The organism is Wenjunlia vitaminophila DSM 41686 (assembly GCF_000380165.1).
GTDB classification, from domain to species: Bacteria; Actinomycetota; Actinomycetes; order Streptomycetales; family Streptomycetaceae; genus Wenjunlia; species Wenjunlia vitaminophila.
In genome coordinates, this window is the sequence record NZ_KB904634.1 from 16,316 (window position 1) to 31,114 (window position 14,799).

Annotated in this window: 11 protein-coding genes and 1 riboswitch; of the genes, 8 read left to right on the forward strand and 3 right to left on the reverse strand. The window is 69.7% G+C overall.

From position 1 onward, the window contains the following. Positions 1-8 precede the first annotated feature (8 nt). Positions 9-824: an SAM-dependent methyltransferase gene (locus A3IG_RS0100075; RefSeq protein WP_026219732.1), complete on the forward strand. Its 816-nt coding sequence runs from the start codon at positions 9-11 to the stop codon at positions 822-824. A 67-nt stretch (positions 825-891) separates the two neighbouring features. Here the strand turns inward: A3IG_RS0100075 and A3IG_RS0100080 are convergent, their stop codons facing one another. Continuing rightward, on the reverse strand, positions 892-1,386 hold the full coding sequence (locus A3IG_RS0100080) for a general stress protein (RefSeq protein WP_018381490.1): 495 nt from the start codon (positions 1,384-1,386) through the stop codon (positions 892-894). Between the two features lie 185 nt (positions 1,387-1,571). Beyond that, positions 1,572-1,633, forward strand: a riboswitch (guanidine-III (ykkC-III) riboswitch). A 31-nt stretch (positions 1,634-1,664) separates the two neighbouring features. Between A3IG_RS0100080 and A3IG_RS0100085 the strand changes: the two genes are divergently transcribed. Continuing rightward, complete coding sequence (locus tag A3IG_RS0100085; RefSeq protein WP_018381491.1) at positions 1,665-1,979, forward strand: DMT family transporter; 315 nt, start codon at positions 1,665-1,667, stop codon at positions 1,977-1,979. Between the two features lie 100 nt (positions 1,980-2,079). Here A3IG_RS0100085 and A3IG_RS27970 read toward each other — a convergent pair whose 3' ends face one another. Together A3IG_RS27970 and A3IG_RS0100095 are read right to left on the reverse strand one after the other, a co-directional pair. Continuing rightward, positions 2,080-4,188 (reverse strand): polysaccharide lyase family 8 super-sandwich domain-containing protein, encoded by a 2,109-nt coding sequence (locus A3IG_RS27970; RefSeq protein WP_244885030.1) that lies wholly within the window; start codon positions 4,186-4,188, stop codon positions 2,080-2,082. Between the two features lie 652 nt (positions 4,189-4,840). Further along, positions 4,841-5,932: a LacI family DNA-binding transcriptional regulator gene (locus A3IG_RS0100095; RefSeq protein ID WP_018381493.1), complete on the reverse strand. Its 1,092-nt coding sequence runs from the start codon at positions 5,930-5,932 to the stop codon at positions 4,841-4,843. Between the two features lie 234 nt (positions 5,933-6,166). On the opposite strand from A3IG_RS0100095, the gene A3IG_RS0100100 reads away from it, so the two are divergent. The 6 genes from A3IG_RS0100100 to A3IG_RS0100125 all read left to right on the forward strand — a co-directional run bounded on the left by A3IG_RS0100100 (position 6,167) and on the right by A3IG_RS0100125 (position 14,651). Further along, positions 6,167-7,459 (forward strand): sugar ABC transporter substrate-binding protein, encoded by a 1,293-nt coding sequence (locus A3IG_RS0100100; protein WP_026219733.1) that lies wholly within the window; start codon positions 6,167-6,169, stop codon positions 7,457-7,459. A gap of 15 nt (positions 7,460-7,474) precedes the next feature. Continuing rightward, positions 7,475-8,491: a carbohydrate ABC transporter permease gene (locus tag A3IG_RS0100105; protein WP_018381495.1), complete on the forward strand. Its 1,017-nt coding sequence runs from the start codon at positions 7,475-7,477 to the stop codon at positions 8,489-8,491. Between the two features lies 1 nt (position 8,492). Further along, a complete protein-coding gene (locus A3IG_RS0100110; protein WP_018381496.1) occupies positions 8,493-9,326 on the forward strand; it encodes a carbohydrate ABC transporter permease in 834 nt (277 codons plus the stop codon). 2 nt (positions 9,327-9,328) lie between these two features. Beyond that, entirely contained in the window at positions 9,329-10,408 is a 1,080-nt protein-coding gene (locus A3IG_RS0100115) for a glycoside hydrolase family 130 protein (RefSeq protein WP_018381497.1), read from the forward strand. A gap of 38 nt (positions 10,409-10,446) precedes the next feature. Next, complete coding sequence (locus tag A3IG_RS0100120) at positions 10,447-13,371, forward strand: polysaccharide lyase family 8 super-sandwich domain-containing protein (protein ID WP_018381498.1); 2,925 nt, start codon at positions 10,447-10,449, stop codon at positions 13,369-13,371. 320 nt (positions 13,372-13,691) lie between these two features. Then, the gene (locus A3IG_RS0100125) at positions 13,692-14,651 is read left to right on the forward strand and encodes a glycoside hydrolase family 43 protein (RefSeq protein ID WP_018381499.1); all 960 of its coding nucleotides are present in this window, start codon (positions 13,692-13,694) and stop codon (positions 14,649-14,651) included. The last annotated feature ends 148 nt before the right edge of the window (positions 14,652-14,799 follow it).

Consider the following 14,799-nt stretch of genomic DNA (forward strand, 5'->3'; position numbering starts at 1 on the left):
CGGAGTGGATGAGGCCGGTGGACGGGCAACGGGAGCCGGTCGACCTGCGCACCCACGTGGCGCACCCAGCCCGGGTCTATGACTTCGCGCTCGGCGGCAAGACCAACTTCGCCGCCGACCGGGAAGCCGCCGAGCGGACCATGAGCGCGTCCCCCAACATGCCGACGGCGGCCAGGGAGAACCGGGCCTTCATGCACCGGGCGGTGCGCCACCTCGCCGGGCAGGGGGTGCGGCAGTTCCTGGACATCGGCACCGGCATCCCCACCTCTCCGAACCTGCACGAGGTGGTGCAGGCCGTCGCGCCGGAGGCCCGGGTCGTCTACGTGGACAACGACCCGATCGTGCTGGGGCACGCCCGGGCCCTGCTGACCTCCACCGCCGAGGGCCGGACCGCCTACATCGACGCGGACCTCACGGACCCGGCGGCGATCCTCGCCTCCGAGGAGCTGGGGGAGGTCCTGGACTTCCACGAGCCGGTCGCCCTCACCCTGTTCGCGGTGCTGCACTTCCTGCCGGCCGACCTGGACCAGGACGAGATCGTCCGCCGGCTCCTGGAGCCCCTGCCGTCGGGGAGCTACCTGGCCATCAGCCACCTGACCGCCGATTTCGCCCCGGACCGCGTCAAGCGGGGCGTGCGGGAGTACAACACCCTGTCCAGCACGGCGCTCCGGTACGTCGACCAGCCGGGGATGGAACGCTTCTTCAGCGACCTGGAGATGCTGGAGCCCGGCGTCGTCCCGGCGCAGCGCTGGCGCCCCGACGGCCCGGTGACCGCCAGCGACTCGGACGTCTGCCTGTACGGCGGGGTGGCCAGGAAGCCGTGATCGCGCGGTGGCCGGCGCCCGCGGGGGCCGGCCACGGTGCACGCCCCCGCGCGCGGTGGGGGGTCGCTCAGGAGCGGGCCTCGAGCAGTCCGGCGCGCTCCAGGATGCTTCGGGCCTCGTCCACCCGGCCACCTCGGGCGATCACGTCGTAACGGGCGGCGACCAGGCTGCGGACGGAGGCGAAGTCCCGCCGGCCCCCGGTCGCCGCGTGCCCCACGAAGCCGAAGATGGCTCCCCAGATCGCGCCGATGAGCACCCCGCCGAGGATCAGGCCCAGCCAGATGGGGCCCCTGGTGAACAGCCCCACCAGCAGGCCGATGAACAACCCGAACCAGGCGCCGCTCGCGGCACCCGCGGCGGCGGCGCGCCCCTTGGTGAGCCGCCCGGTGACGTGTTCGATCAGGTGGAGGTCGGTCCCGACGATGTCGAGGTGTTCCACCGGGAACTTCTCGTCGGACAACCGGTCCACGGCGGCCTGGGCGTCCTCGTAGGCGTCATAGCTCGCAACCGTGTTCCAGGCGGCACTGACCCGGTTCCACGAGGTCGGCTCTATCTCGGACATCTCCCACCCTTTCCGGAGGATGGCCGTGTTGGCTACCTTCTCGGCAGCTTCTCACGGTTTCCTAGCGCCCGCTCGTCGCTCTCCACGGCACCCGCCGTGCCCGTCCAGCAGGTCCGGCCGCGGGCTGCGCGCCGCCGCCCGTGCTAGATTCGAGGTGGATGTCCCCGCTCAGCGACCGGACCGGTTCGTCGGTGTGGGACACGCCCCGGACGAGCGCGTCGTACCCGGCATGACAAGACGGCGTAGTAACGATCACTACTCCTCCGGAGGCCGTCGCCGTGCCGTGGATCATCCTCGTCCTGTCAGGGGTCATGGAGACCGTCTGGGCCGCCGCCCTGGCCGCGTCCCAGGGCCTGTCCCGCCTCAGGCCCGCCGTCCTCTTCGTCGTCGCCCTCGTGCTGAGCATGGGAGGGCTCGGCTACGCCATGCGGAGCATCCCCATCGGCACCGGTTACGCCATCTGGGTGGGCATCGGAGCCGTGGGGACGGCGGTGTACGGGATGGTGGCCCTCAACGACGCGGTGACCGCCGGGCGGATCGTGTGCCTGGTGCTGATCGTGGCCGGAGTGGTGGGGCTGAAGTTCATGCACTGACCCCGGGCCTCGATGACGTGGGTAGTCCGAGGGGTGGCCACGCGCTGACATGGACAGCGGAAAGGGCGTGCTGGGTCGGCAGCACGCCCTTTCGCACCCGTCAGCCGAGGGGCTGCGTCATTGTTCTGCCGAGGTCCGCGCCGGAGCCCAGCTGAAAGCTGGCTCGGCGGGTGCGGCCGGGGGCGGCGAGGGTGACGGAGACGGTCAGCCCAGGCTGGTCGGGGTTGGCGACGCTCACCACGGCCGCGCTGTCGGACTCCCTGAGCATGACGATGGCGGGCTGATCGACCCGCAGCGTACGGTGCACACCCAGGTCGAGGGAGCCTGCGGCATGGAAGGCAGCCATCGTCAGCCGCAGCCGCGGGTGGCGGACCGCCTGGACCTGCTCGTCGTTACGCAGGATCCTGACCGCCGGCCTGGCCGCGTAGGACCGCACCTTCTCCGGTGATGCGCCGGGCAGGACGATGTAGGCGTATTCGGCTCCCACTGGGGCCTGGCCGTGGTCGAAGTAGAGCGTGAAGGCATTCCGCGTCACCGGATCGCGGTCGATCCAGCTCCCGGTCTGCTCCTTGTTCGAGACCCTGAGCGGTCCGCCCTCGGGGAAGACGTAACCGATCTCGTCGTTGTACGCCCAGGAGGCGTCGGTGGCGGTGGAATCGGTCCCCGGGGGCACGCTTTCGCCTCCGACCGAGGCATTACTCCGGGCTGCGCCCTGGTTGACGGTCGTGTGGACGGCGTTTTCGGAAGTGGAGCTGATTCCCGCGCCGAGAGCGACCATCTCATCGTCGAAGTAGAAGTAGCTCTTGCGTCCGGTGGTCGAGGACCGGTCGAGAGTGAAGACGTCGGCTCCGTAGCGCCCGTCGGAGACACCACCCGTGAAGCTGCCGGCGTTGCGCTTACCCGACTGTGACATCACCTTGGCGTACGGCGCGGTGACCCCTGGGTAGTGGAACCAGTCGAAGGCGGGTACGAGGTCGTCGTATTCCCGGTTCGTGACCTGGACCGAGGTGGCGCCCTGCGCGTTCCAGTCGATCTCGTTGCCGACTTCCGGCCGGAAGGTGGAGCGGTACTCACTGCCGACCATGCGTGGCGAATTGATCCTGGTGAAGATTCCGTACCCGTCGCGCAGGTGCGAGGAGAACTCCGAGCGCCAGAAGTACTTGTGCCCGGTGACGCCGTTCTCGCGGGTCTTCCCACGGATGTTGTCGGCGAGCTTCTTGTAGGCCGCGGAGTTGCCCTCGTCCGCCCGCACCATCCGGTCGAGCGGATCCAGGAAGTCCGCCGCATAACTCGTGACGCCATCGATCGTGTTGGGGGGGCGGTACCCGAGGTACATCATCCCGATCTCCCCGCGGATCAACCAGCGCGTCCCGTCGAGGATGTAGAAGGCGATGGCGTCGACCTCCTCGTCGGAGAGGGCGAAGCTCGTGCCGCGCGAGACGTCGGCCCACGCCGCGACGATGGTGAACAGCGCCATGCCGTAGCCCTCGCTGTAGAGCTGCGCACCATGCGCCCAGAAGCTCGAGTCGACCTGCACGGCCTCCTTGATACCGCCGCTGCGGTCGACCGCGATGGTCTGCGACATGGTGTCGTAGCCCCGCTCGATCTCGGCGGTCGAGCGCTTGGCGACGGCTTCGTAGAGGTAGTTCTCCGTCCTCCAGGAGCCGTTCGCCCCGACCGGGTCGAGCCGGCCGGTGTTGTGTGCGTAGGTCACTTCGCGTGCCTCGGCGCTGAGTTCGTCGCCGACGAAGATCGACACTCGGCCCATGGCCATGGACTTGCCGATCTCGACCTCCCACCAGTTCTTGCTGGTCGGCTTGACACCGTCCCAGTACAGGAGTGCACGGTTCAGGGCCTCGATAATCTCCGGCCTCCCGTAGCCCGGGGCGTCCGGATCGCGGTAGGCGTGCGCCATCGCCATCATGCGGTAGAGCGCGTGGTACGGCGACCAGACCCGGCCGTTCGCGGAACTCGTGGTGTCGGCGTAGTCCACATTCGGCCATGAGCCATCGGCGCGCAGCGACTCGACGTACATCAGGGCTTCGGACGTACGGGCCAGGTAGATGAAGTTGGCGAGCTTGATCTGGTCACCCTGGGAGAGGAAACGCTGTTGTATGCGTTCGATGATGAGCTGGATATCGTCCGCCGCTGCGGGGCCTGCTTCGGCGGCCCGCGCGAGAGCCGGTGCCGACAGGGTCAGACCGGACACGCCTGCGGCAAGTCCGAGTCCGCCGAGCAGGACACGGCGTCGGTCGAGAAGGGGTGCGGCTCCGTTTTCGGGCATGCGGGCTCCTTAGACGCACCCGGTGGCGAGAACGCTGCGGGGAGGTGTGCGCCCGCCGGCTGAGGGGGGCTTCCGGGTGCTGATTCGGTCACGATCTGCGATAGGTACGCACCATTCTTCAAACCGGTTTGAAGCGATGCGTTCAAAACAGGTACCGGCTCCGACCTGGGTGCGTCAACAGTCGCGGCACAACAAATGTGGGCGGCATGGAGCCAGCTCGCTCGCAGCGGCAGCGCGGCGGGCGGCCCGAGCGGCCCGAGCCGGGTCTCCGGGCTCGGGCCGCGCCGTGACGCGAAGGCGGTGGGTACGGAGGCACGGTCACCCACGCGACCGGCGCGAGCGCCGCGGACCAACCGCCTGGACGAACCGCCCGGCACGGATCGGTACGCCGGCGACCTCACAGCCGGCGCACCGACCCGCACACAGGAGCTCCGAGTCGTAGCGGTGAGGTCACGACCGTTGATGACATCCGGCAGCGGGCACACGGCTTCCTGCCCGAGCGGGCCTGCCGCGGTCCGCACCGTAGCCGGGACACCGGCGCGGCCCGCCCGCGGCCGGGTCGGTGGGTCTTTCGGACTCAGCTCGCCGGCGGCGCCGTGCTGACGCGGACCACGAACTCGACCGGCGGGAGTGCGGGTGCCTCGAAGGGGTGCCCCTGGGTGAGGGAGACCAGTTGCTGCGCCGCGGCACGGCCCCATGCGATCACATCCTGGCGGATGGTGGTCAGCGGCGGGGCGATGTACTCGGCGAGCGGGATGTCGTCGAACCCCACCACCGACAGATCCTGCGGGACACGCAGTCCGCGACTGGTCGCGGCAGCGATCCCGGCGATGGCCATCAAGTCGTTGGCATAGAGGATGGCGGTCGGCGGATCGGGCAGGTCAAGCAACTGGTGAGTGGCGCGGGCGCCGCCGGCGCCGGTGAAGTCCGCGGCTTCGAGCGGCCCTTCGGGCAGACCGGCGTCGTCCAGGGCGGTCATCCAGGCGCGCCGTCGGGCCTCGGCGTGCACGTAGCCCTCGGCGCCGCCGACGTGCCCGATACGGCGATGGCCGAGCGCATGCAGGTGTTCGACGGCGCGGCGCACCCCTTCGGCGTCGTCGGCACCGATCGCCGGCACTGGGCTGTCCGGCCGACCCGGGCCGATGATCAACGCGGCCAGGCCCAGCCGGTCGGTGAGCGCTGGTCTCCGGTCGTCGAGTTGCAGATCGGTGAGGAACACGCCGTCTGCCCGGCCGTCGTGGCTCAAGCGCTCGTACGCGTTGCGCTCGGCCTCCTCGGTCTCGACGACCTGGAGGACCAGAGCGTAGTCGAGTGGCGACAGTCCACTTTCGACACCTGCGACGAACTGCGGGAAGAACGGGTCGGTGCTCAGCAGCTCGGGGGGCCGGCGGATCACCAGGCCGAGGGCCTGGGCGCGACGGGTGGACAACGCCCGGGCACCCGCGCTGGGCTGCCAGCCCAGCGCGGCGGCTGCCTCCAGGACCCGTTGCCGCGCCCGAGGGCTGACTCCGGCCCGGCCGTTGACGACGAAGGACACGGTCGCCTTGGACACCTGAGCCAGCGCCGCGACGTCCCCGATGGTGGGGCGGCTGCGCCGGCGCGGAGGCGTCGGTGCGGCGGGCTCCGGGGCGGTCCGCGCCGCGCTCGGCTCAGGGTGCTGCTGGGCCATGCTGTTCGCCTCCTTGCCGCCGCCCGGCACCCGGGAGCCCGGGGGGACGGACGGGCAGCCGATTACCGGAACGTTTCCTGCGATCCCTTGACGCTCAGATTTTAAACCGGTTTGAATGGCGCTCGTAACCCCGGCTCGATCACCTGCCGGGACCGGTCGAGGGCGTCGCGGGACGGTCAGCGGCCGTTACGTCCGGCATCTCTCCACCCTCACACCTTGAAGGGATCAGGCCATATGAAGCGTCATACGCGCATTGCGGTGCTGGTGACAGCCGCGGCGGTGGTCCTGCCACTGTCCGCCTGCGGGTCGGACGACTCCAGCGGCGGCAAGCCGACAGCGGGGCCGATCGACATCTGGTACTCGACCAACGAGCAGGAGCAGGCGTGGGCCAAGACGGTCGTCGACGCCTGGAACACCGAGCACCCCGAGGAGAAGGTTACCGCCCGGGCGGTGCCGGCGGGCAAGTCCACGGAGGACGTCATCGGTGCGGCGATCACCGCGGGCAACACACCCTGCCTGGTGTACAACACCGCGCCCGCCGCGGTCTCCGCGTTCGAGAAGCAGCGTGGGCTGGTGAACCTGTCGAAGACCTTCAAGGACGCGGAGTCGTTCATCGAGCAGCGTTCGGGCGACGCGGTGGACGGCTTCCGGTCCCCGGACGGCTCGCTGTATCAAATGCCGTGGAAGACGAACCCGTTCATGCTCTATTACAACAAGGACGTCTTCGCCAAGGCCGGGCTGGACGCGGAGCATCCCAAGCTGCGCACCTACGACGACGTGCTGGCGGCGGCCAAGGCGATCAAGAGCGCCAAGGCGGCGGACTTCGCTCTGTATCCGCCGGCGACCAGCGACTACACCAACTCGCTCTTCGACTTCTACCCGCTGTACCTGGCGAACTCCGGCGGGACCCAGCTCGTCGAGGACGGCAAGGCCACCTTCACCGGCGAGGCCGGCCTGCAGACCCTCGGCTTCTGGCAGCAGATGTACGCCGAGGGTTACTCCTCGCCGGAGGCGTACAGCGGTGACATGTGGGCGGGCCCGTTCTCCGACGGGGTGGCCGCCATGGGCATCGCCGGACCGTGGGGCAAGGGACAGTTCGACGGCAAGGTGGAGTTCGGCGTGGTGCCGCTGCCCACCGCCGCCGGCGCGGAGGAGACGTCGACGTTCGCCGATTCGAAGAACGTCGGGATGTTCACCTCCTGCCGGAACCAGCAGACCGCCTGGGACTTCGCCAAGTTCTCCATGAGCAAGGAGAACGACGCGGCCCTGCTGGAGGAGACCGGCCAGTTCCCCACCCGCACCGACGTGACGACCGTCGCCGCCGGCTTCCTGAAGGAGAACCCGTTCTACGAGCCCTTCGCCGACGCCGTCCCGCGCGCTGTCGACGTGCCGAACATCCCCGGCTCCAGTCAGGTGTGGACGACCTTCCGCAAGGCGTGGGACGACACCGTGCTGTCCGGCAAGGGCGACGTGAAGGACGCCTTCGGCGCGGCCGCCCAGACCATCGACGACCAGGCCAACGGCTGACGAGGGCGCACCACCATGACCGCACCACATCCCCACCGGCAGGAGACGCGAGCCGCCGGGGGCTCGCCCTCCGGGCCGCAGCTCCAGGGCTCCTCGCGCCCCGTTCCCCACGCGAGCGCCCGGGCCGGCCGGCAGCCACGACCCAGGCGGGCGCACCGCGTTGAGCGCTGGCTGGGCCGGCACCCGTTCGGGCTCGCGCTCACCGCCCCGTACACGATCTTCGTCCTGGTCGTCTTCGCGATCCCGTTCGGCTTCGGCGTGTGGATGGCCTTCCACGACTACTTCTTCACCGCCCCGGGAGTGTCGGTCCCGCACCCGTTCGTCGGGTTCGACAACTTCACCGCCGTCCTGGGAGACGGGGACACCCAGCGCGCCTTCCGCAACCTGGGCGTCTTCATGGCGATCAACATTCCGCTGACCGTCGTGCTGGCCCTGTCGCTGGCGGCGGCGCTGAACGCGGCCACGCGATGGAGCGTGTTCTTCCGCGCCTCCTACTACGTGCCGTACGTCACCGCGTCGGTGGCCACCCTCGCCGTGTGGCTGTTCCTCTTCAGCGGCTCCGGTGCGGTCAACCACGCGCTCGGCGCCTGGGCGCCGGACCCGTCGTGGCTGGCGAACAAGCACCTGGTGATGCCGCTCATCGCCCTGTACGTGACCTGGAAACAGCTCGGGTTCTACATCCTGCTGTACCTGGCCGCACTGCAGAACGTGCCGCGCGAGCTGCACGAGGCGGCGCTCACCGACGGCGCGGGGCGCTGGCAGGCCTTCCGCGCGGTCACCCTGCCGGCCGTGCGGCCGGTGACCTCCCTGGTCATCCTCCTGTCGCTGATCACCTCCGGGCAGATCTTCACCGAGCCGTTCCTGCTCACCGGCGGCGGCCCGAACGGCGCCTCGCTGACCCCCGCACTGCTGATCTACCAGCGCGGCCTGGAACAGGGCGAACCGGACGCAGCCGCCGCGATCGGGCTGATCCTCGTCACCGCGGTACTCATCCTCGCCACCATCTCCCGGCGCGTCATGGAGAGGAACTGACATGGCCCGCACGCTGCGCCTGCTGCGTTACGGCGCGCTCGGTCTGGGTGCCGTCGCCGCGCTGCTGCCGTTCTACTACATGCTCATCGGCGCGCTGCAGAAGAAGCGCGACACCAGCCTGGGCGGGCTGCTGCCCGACCCGTCCAACCTGACCCTGGCCAACCTCTCCGGAATCGACGATTCCTTCAGCCTCACCACCGCCCTGCTCAACTCGCTCATCATGACCGCCGGGGTGGTGGCCTGCACCCTGGTCTTCGGGCTGCTCGCCGGATACGCACTGGCGATCCTGCACTTCCGCGGTCGCGGCCTGGTCTTCGCCCTGGTGCTGCTGGTCCAGGCCGTACCTTTCCAGTTGCTGATGATCCCGCTCTACGTGATGGTGGTGCGCTACTTCCACCTGGCCGACAGCTACGCCGGGATGATCCTTCCCTTCGCCATCAACTCCGTCGCCGTGCTCATCTTCCGCCAGTACTTCCTGCAGATACCCAGGGAGATATTCGACGCGGCCCGCATGGACGGCGCCAGCGAACTGCGCATCCTGCGCTCGGTCGCGGTGCCGCTGGTGCGGCCGGCGATCCTCACCGCGATGCTGGTGACCTTCATCGGCCCGTGGAACGAGTTCCTGTGGCCGTTCCTGATCACCAAGAACCCGGACATGCAACCCCTCGCGGTGAGCCTGGCGAACTTCTCCCAGTCCAACTCCACCTTCCAGGCCAACCCCATGGGCGCCGTGCTGGCCGGCGCGTGCGTGCTGGCAGTCCCGGCCGTGGTGCTGTTCCTGCTCTTCCAGCGCCACTTCACCTCCTCCAACCTCGGCTCCGCGATCAAAGGGTAGGTATGACCCAGCTCAACGCCGAAACCGCACTCCCCTACGCCCTGAAGCGCGTCGGCGTGCTCATGACCCCCGACCCGGCCGACCCGCTGGAGGCCGAGGGCGTCCTCAACCCGGCCACTGCCTGGGGACCCGACGGCTGCCTCTACCTCTACCCGAGGATCGTCTCGGCCGGAAACGTCTCGCGCATCGCCCGAGCCCGCGTGGTCATCGAAGACGGCGTCCCGGTCGGCGTCGAACGCCAGGGCGTGGTCCTGGCGCCGGACGAGGGCTTCGAGCGCGGCGCGCACAACGCCGGCGTGGAGGACCCACGCATCACCTTCCTCGCGGATCTCGGCGTGCACGTCATGACCTACGTCGCCTACGGCCCCCTCGGCCCCCGCCCGGCCCTCGCCGTCTCCGACGACACCGTCCACTGGCGGCGCCTGGGTCCGCTGCACTTCGCGTACCAGCCGGGCCTGTCCACCGACCTGAACTTCTTCCCCAACAAGGACCTGGTGTTCTTCCCCGAAGTGCTGACCGGGCCGAACGGGCGGCCCTGCTTCGCCATGCTGCACCGGCCGATGTGGGAACTGGACTGGCTGCGCCCCGGCGAAGGCGCCCCGGTCCCGGCCGGGATCACCGACCCCCGGCCGTCGATCTGGATCGCCTACGCGGACGCCGACGCCGTCCGTGCCGACGTGTCCGCGCTGACCTCGCTGACCCATGCCGCTCCGGTCGCGGGACCCCAGATGCCGTTCGAGGAGGCCAAGATCGGAGCCGGCCCGCCGCCGCTGCGCGTGCCCGAGGGCTGGCTGCTGATCCACCACGGGGTCACCGGACCGGTCGCCAAGGGCTTCGAACTGAGCCACGGGTCCGTCTACCAGGCCGGCGGCATCCTGCTCGACGCCCTCGATCCGTCCCGGGTGCTGGCCCGCAGCCGGCAGCCGTGGCTGTCCCCGCAGACCCGGGAGGAGACCGAGGGCACCCTCGGCAACGTTGTCTTCCCCACCGCCATCGAGGAGATCGGCGGCGTCCCGTACGTCTTCTACGGGATGGCCGACAGTTCCATCGGCGTCGCAGCGCTCGAGCGCACCGCCCCCTGACCCCGTCCCGCCCCCACCTCGCAGAAAGGAGTCTCGTCGTGACCGTTTCACGCCGGGTCTTCCTGGGTTCCTCAAGCGCGGCACTCGCCGCACTGATCATGGCCGGCGGCCCGCTGGGCCGTGTACCGTCGGCGTTCGCCGGCGCCACCGACGACCTCACCGACATCCGCTCGGCCCTGCTCGAGATCTACCTCGAACACGACTGGCTCGACGACGGCACCACAGCCCGGGTGGAATGGACGTACCAGAGCCAGGCCATGAGCTACCTGTCCGCCCAGCGGGCCGACGGCTCGTGGAGCGACGTGGACTACTCCGCCACCAACAGCGCCGCCAACGGGGCGGCGTGGTCGCCGTACCGGGCGCTGGACCGCATGCAGGCCATGGCCGCCGCCTACGCCAATCCGGCCGGACCGCACCACCGCGACCCCGCGCTGCTGGCCGGCGTGCAGAGAGGCGTCGACCACTGGTTCCAGGTCGAGCCGACCAACGTCAACTGGTGGGAGCGGGGCATCGGCATCCAGCTCCGCCTGGGGCGCATCGGCCTGCTCCTCCACGGACAGCTCGGCGACTCCCGCACCGCGGACATCGTCGGCATCCTCCAGAGCAGTTCGTCGGGCACCGGCCAGAACGCCGTCTGGTACGCGCAGAACGTCATCTTCCGCGGCCTGCTGACCTCTGACCCCGTCCTCGTCGCCTCCGGGCGCGACGCCATGGCCCGCGCGATCCTCCTCAACACGGGCGACGGGGTCCAGAGCGACCTCAGCTACCACCAGCACGGTGACCAGCTCCACTCGGCCGGGTACGGCCGCAGCATGCTCACCGACGTCGCGCAATGGCTGTACGTCCTGCGACGCACCTCCTTCGCCTTCGCGCCCGCGTCGGTCTACGGCTACACGAGCTGGGTCCTGGACGGGACCCGCTGGATGATCAACGGGGACCACGCCGAGTTCAACGTCTTCCTCAACCCCGCGCCGCGGTACCGCAGCAACGCCGAGCGCACCCTGGAAGCCCTCCGGCGGATGGACGACGTACTGCCCGGCCAGGCCGTCCACTTCGGCCAGCTACGGCGCAACATCGCCCTCCAGAGCAGCGACACGGGGCTGAGGGGCCACAAGTACTTCTGGCGCTCGGACTTCGCCGCCCACAAGCGCCCCGGCTGGGGCGTGACCGTCAAGATGGTCTCCGCGCGCACCATCGGCTCGGAGTGGCGCTCCTCCAACCCCCGGAGGCTGAACTACCTGTACTGGGTCCCCTTCGGCACCACGTTCATCGCCCGCAGGGGAGACGAGTACCGCAACCTGTTCCCGGTGTGGGACTGGTCCCGACTGCCCGGATGCACCAACCCCGCGGTCGTGGTCCCCCTGGAGGCGAGCAACCCGTACCGGCAGTCGACCACCTTCGTCGGCGGCGTGGACAACGGGCTCTACGGCGCGGCGGCCCTGGACTTGGACAAGTACGGAACCACCGCCCGCAAGGGCTACTTCTGCTTCGACGACGAGTTCGTCGCACTCGGCGCGGGCATCACCTCCTCCGATCCGAACCCCGTCGTGACCACGCTCAACCAGACGCGCCGGGTGGGCAAGGTCGTCGCCGCCGGAAGCACCGTCGAGCCGGGGGCCACCCGCACCCGCACCGGAACGTGGGCCCACCACGACGGCACCGGATACGCCTTCTTCGAGCCCGTCACCATGACCGTCAAGAACGAGACCGTCACCGGGTCCTGGGCCGACATCGCCACCGGCCAGGACCCCACCCCGGTCACCCAGGACGTGTTCGGCCTCTGGCTCGACCACGGCGTGGAGCCGAGGGACGCGACCTACGCCTACGTCGTCCGGCCGGGTGTCGACCAGGGCCAGGCCGTGGCGTACGCGCAGCACCTGCCCGTACGGGTGCTCGCCAACACCACGTCCCTGCAAGGCGTGCGCCACGACGGTCTGGGCATCTCCCAGCTCCTCTTCTACTCCCCCGGCACCGCCGACGTCCGCGATGGGGTGACCCTCGCCGTCGACCAGTCCTGCATGGTCATCCTCGACGAGTCGGGGCCCGGCGCTCCCGTCATCACCGTCTCCGCCCCGCAGGCACCCGGCGTCACCGTCGCCGTCACCCTCACCCGGTTCGGAAGGGTCACCCGCCAGACCGTCACCCTCCCCGACGGCGACCGACAGGGAGCGGGAGTCACCCTCGGCGCAACGGCGAACAACGTCGCCCTGCGCCGCCCGGTGCTCACCTCCTCCGAGAAGGACACCTCCGTCGGAGCCCACTTCCTGACCGACGGCAACCCCCGCACCCGCTGGGGTTCGGCGCCCTCGGACGGCGAATGGGCGATGGTCGACCTGCTGACGCCTCAGTTCGCCGACGCCGTGACGCTGCACTGGGACACCGCCTATGCGCAGGCGTACGCCGTCGAGGTCTCCCCCGACGGCGAGACCTGGCGGACCGTCCACTCGACCACCGCGGGAACGGGCGGCACCCGGACCCTGGCCATCACCCCCCAACCGGTGCGGTTCGTCCGCCTGAACCTCACCAAGCGGCACACCAGCCGAGGCTTCTCGCTGCGGGGCCTGGAGGTCCACGCTGCTCCGGACCTCGCTCGCGGCAAGCCCGCCACCGCCTCCTCGACCCGCGTCGCCGAACTGGCCCCGTCCAACGCCACGGACGGGCAGGCCAACACCCGCTGGGGATCCGACTACTCGGACCCGCAGTGGCTGAGCATCGACCTGGGTACCACGACGGCCATCGGCGCCGTGAAACTCCACTGGGAGACAGCCAGCGCCAAGAGCTACCGGCTCCAGGTCTCGGACGACGGCAGCGACTGGACCGACGTCCACTCCACGACCAGCGGAGCGGGCGGGGTGGAGACGATCCCCGTCTCCACCGACGCACGGTACGTCCGCATGTACGGAACGCAGCGCAACACCCAGTACGGATACTCGCTGTACTCGTTCGAGGTGTACGGCCGTTGACCCGCCATCCCCAACGCCGGCTCCGGGTGGGAGCGAGCGCCACGGCTGCCGGCACCCCGGTGGAGCCGTCGGAGGAGTTGACAGGTTTCCCCGCCACCGTGATAGTCGATCGATGAGTCATGTACATGCCAATCTCACACACCAAGGAGACCTGGATGCGCCCTTCCCGTTGGCTCGCCGGTGCCATTCCGTTGGGGCTGATCGGCGTACTCGCTCTCGGACAAGCCGCCACCGCCGCCCCGCCCGGTGACGGGCCCGCCGGCCCATCAGCTCCGCAGGCGGCGACGGCGGATGCGCCTTCCACGCTCGGCAGTGCTCTGGTGGGCGGCGCCGACCCCAGCGTCATCAAGGTGGGCAGCCTCTACGTCGCCGCCAAATCGGTGGACGGCGGGATCGCGGTGCGGACGGCGTCCACGCCGGAGGCCGTGGCCACCGCGCCCAAGCACCAGGTGTGGCAGGACACCGCGAACCTGGGCGAGGTCTGGGCGCCGGAGATCGTCCATCACGACGGCCAGTACCGCATCTACTTCGCCGCCGGCCGCGGTGCGGCCCACCGGATGTACCACATCAGCTCCCCGAACCCGACATCCGGATACTCCGCGGCCGTGAAGGTGGCCCTGCCCGGCGACAAGTGGGCCATCGACGGAGTGCCCTTCACGTTCGGCGGACAGCGCTGGTTCGTGTGGTCGGGCTGGTCCGGCGACACCAACGTCGAACAGAACCTCTACGTCGCCCGGATGAGCAGCCCCACGGCCTCCACCGGCAGCCGCTACATCATCTCGCAGCCGCGCGAGCCGTGGGAGCGCGTCGTGGGCAACCCGTACATCAACGAGGCGCCCCAGCCGATCGTCGACCCCAGTGGCCAGTTGCATGTCGTCTACTCCGCGAACGGCAGTTGGAGCGACAAGTACTGCATCGCCGACCTGCGGCTGAGGGCCGGCGGCGATCCCACCTACGTCTGGGACTGGTACAAGAGCAACGGCTGCCTGTTCGGCTCGTACGCGCCGTCCATGATGACCGGATGGACACCGACGGTGAACGTCAACGGCCCCGGCCACCACACGTTCATCCTTCCGGAGGGCGACGTCAACGCCGGCCCGCCGTCCGGCAACCGCTTCCCCATCCTGTTCCACGCGGTGGCCAAGGGCACTCCGTACACGTGGTCCAACCGCTCCTGGTACTCCGGGACGGCGGTCTGGTGGAGCAACACCACCTACCGGCGCGCCAACGTTCCCGGAAGTACCACCAACGTGGGCTACAGCCTGAAGTTCTTCGAGTAGACGCCGCCGCGCCTGGAAGAAGACGTTCGGGCACCACCCGCTGACGGGGTTCGTCGACCACGGCCGCGGCCGGTTCCAGCGAGCCGGTCGGGCCTGCTTCGGCGGTGGACGTGACCATCGGCAACGGTCCGCCGGCAAGCTGACGGGC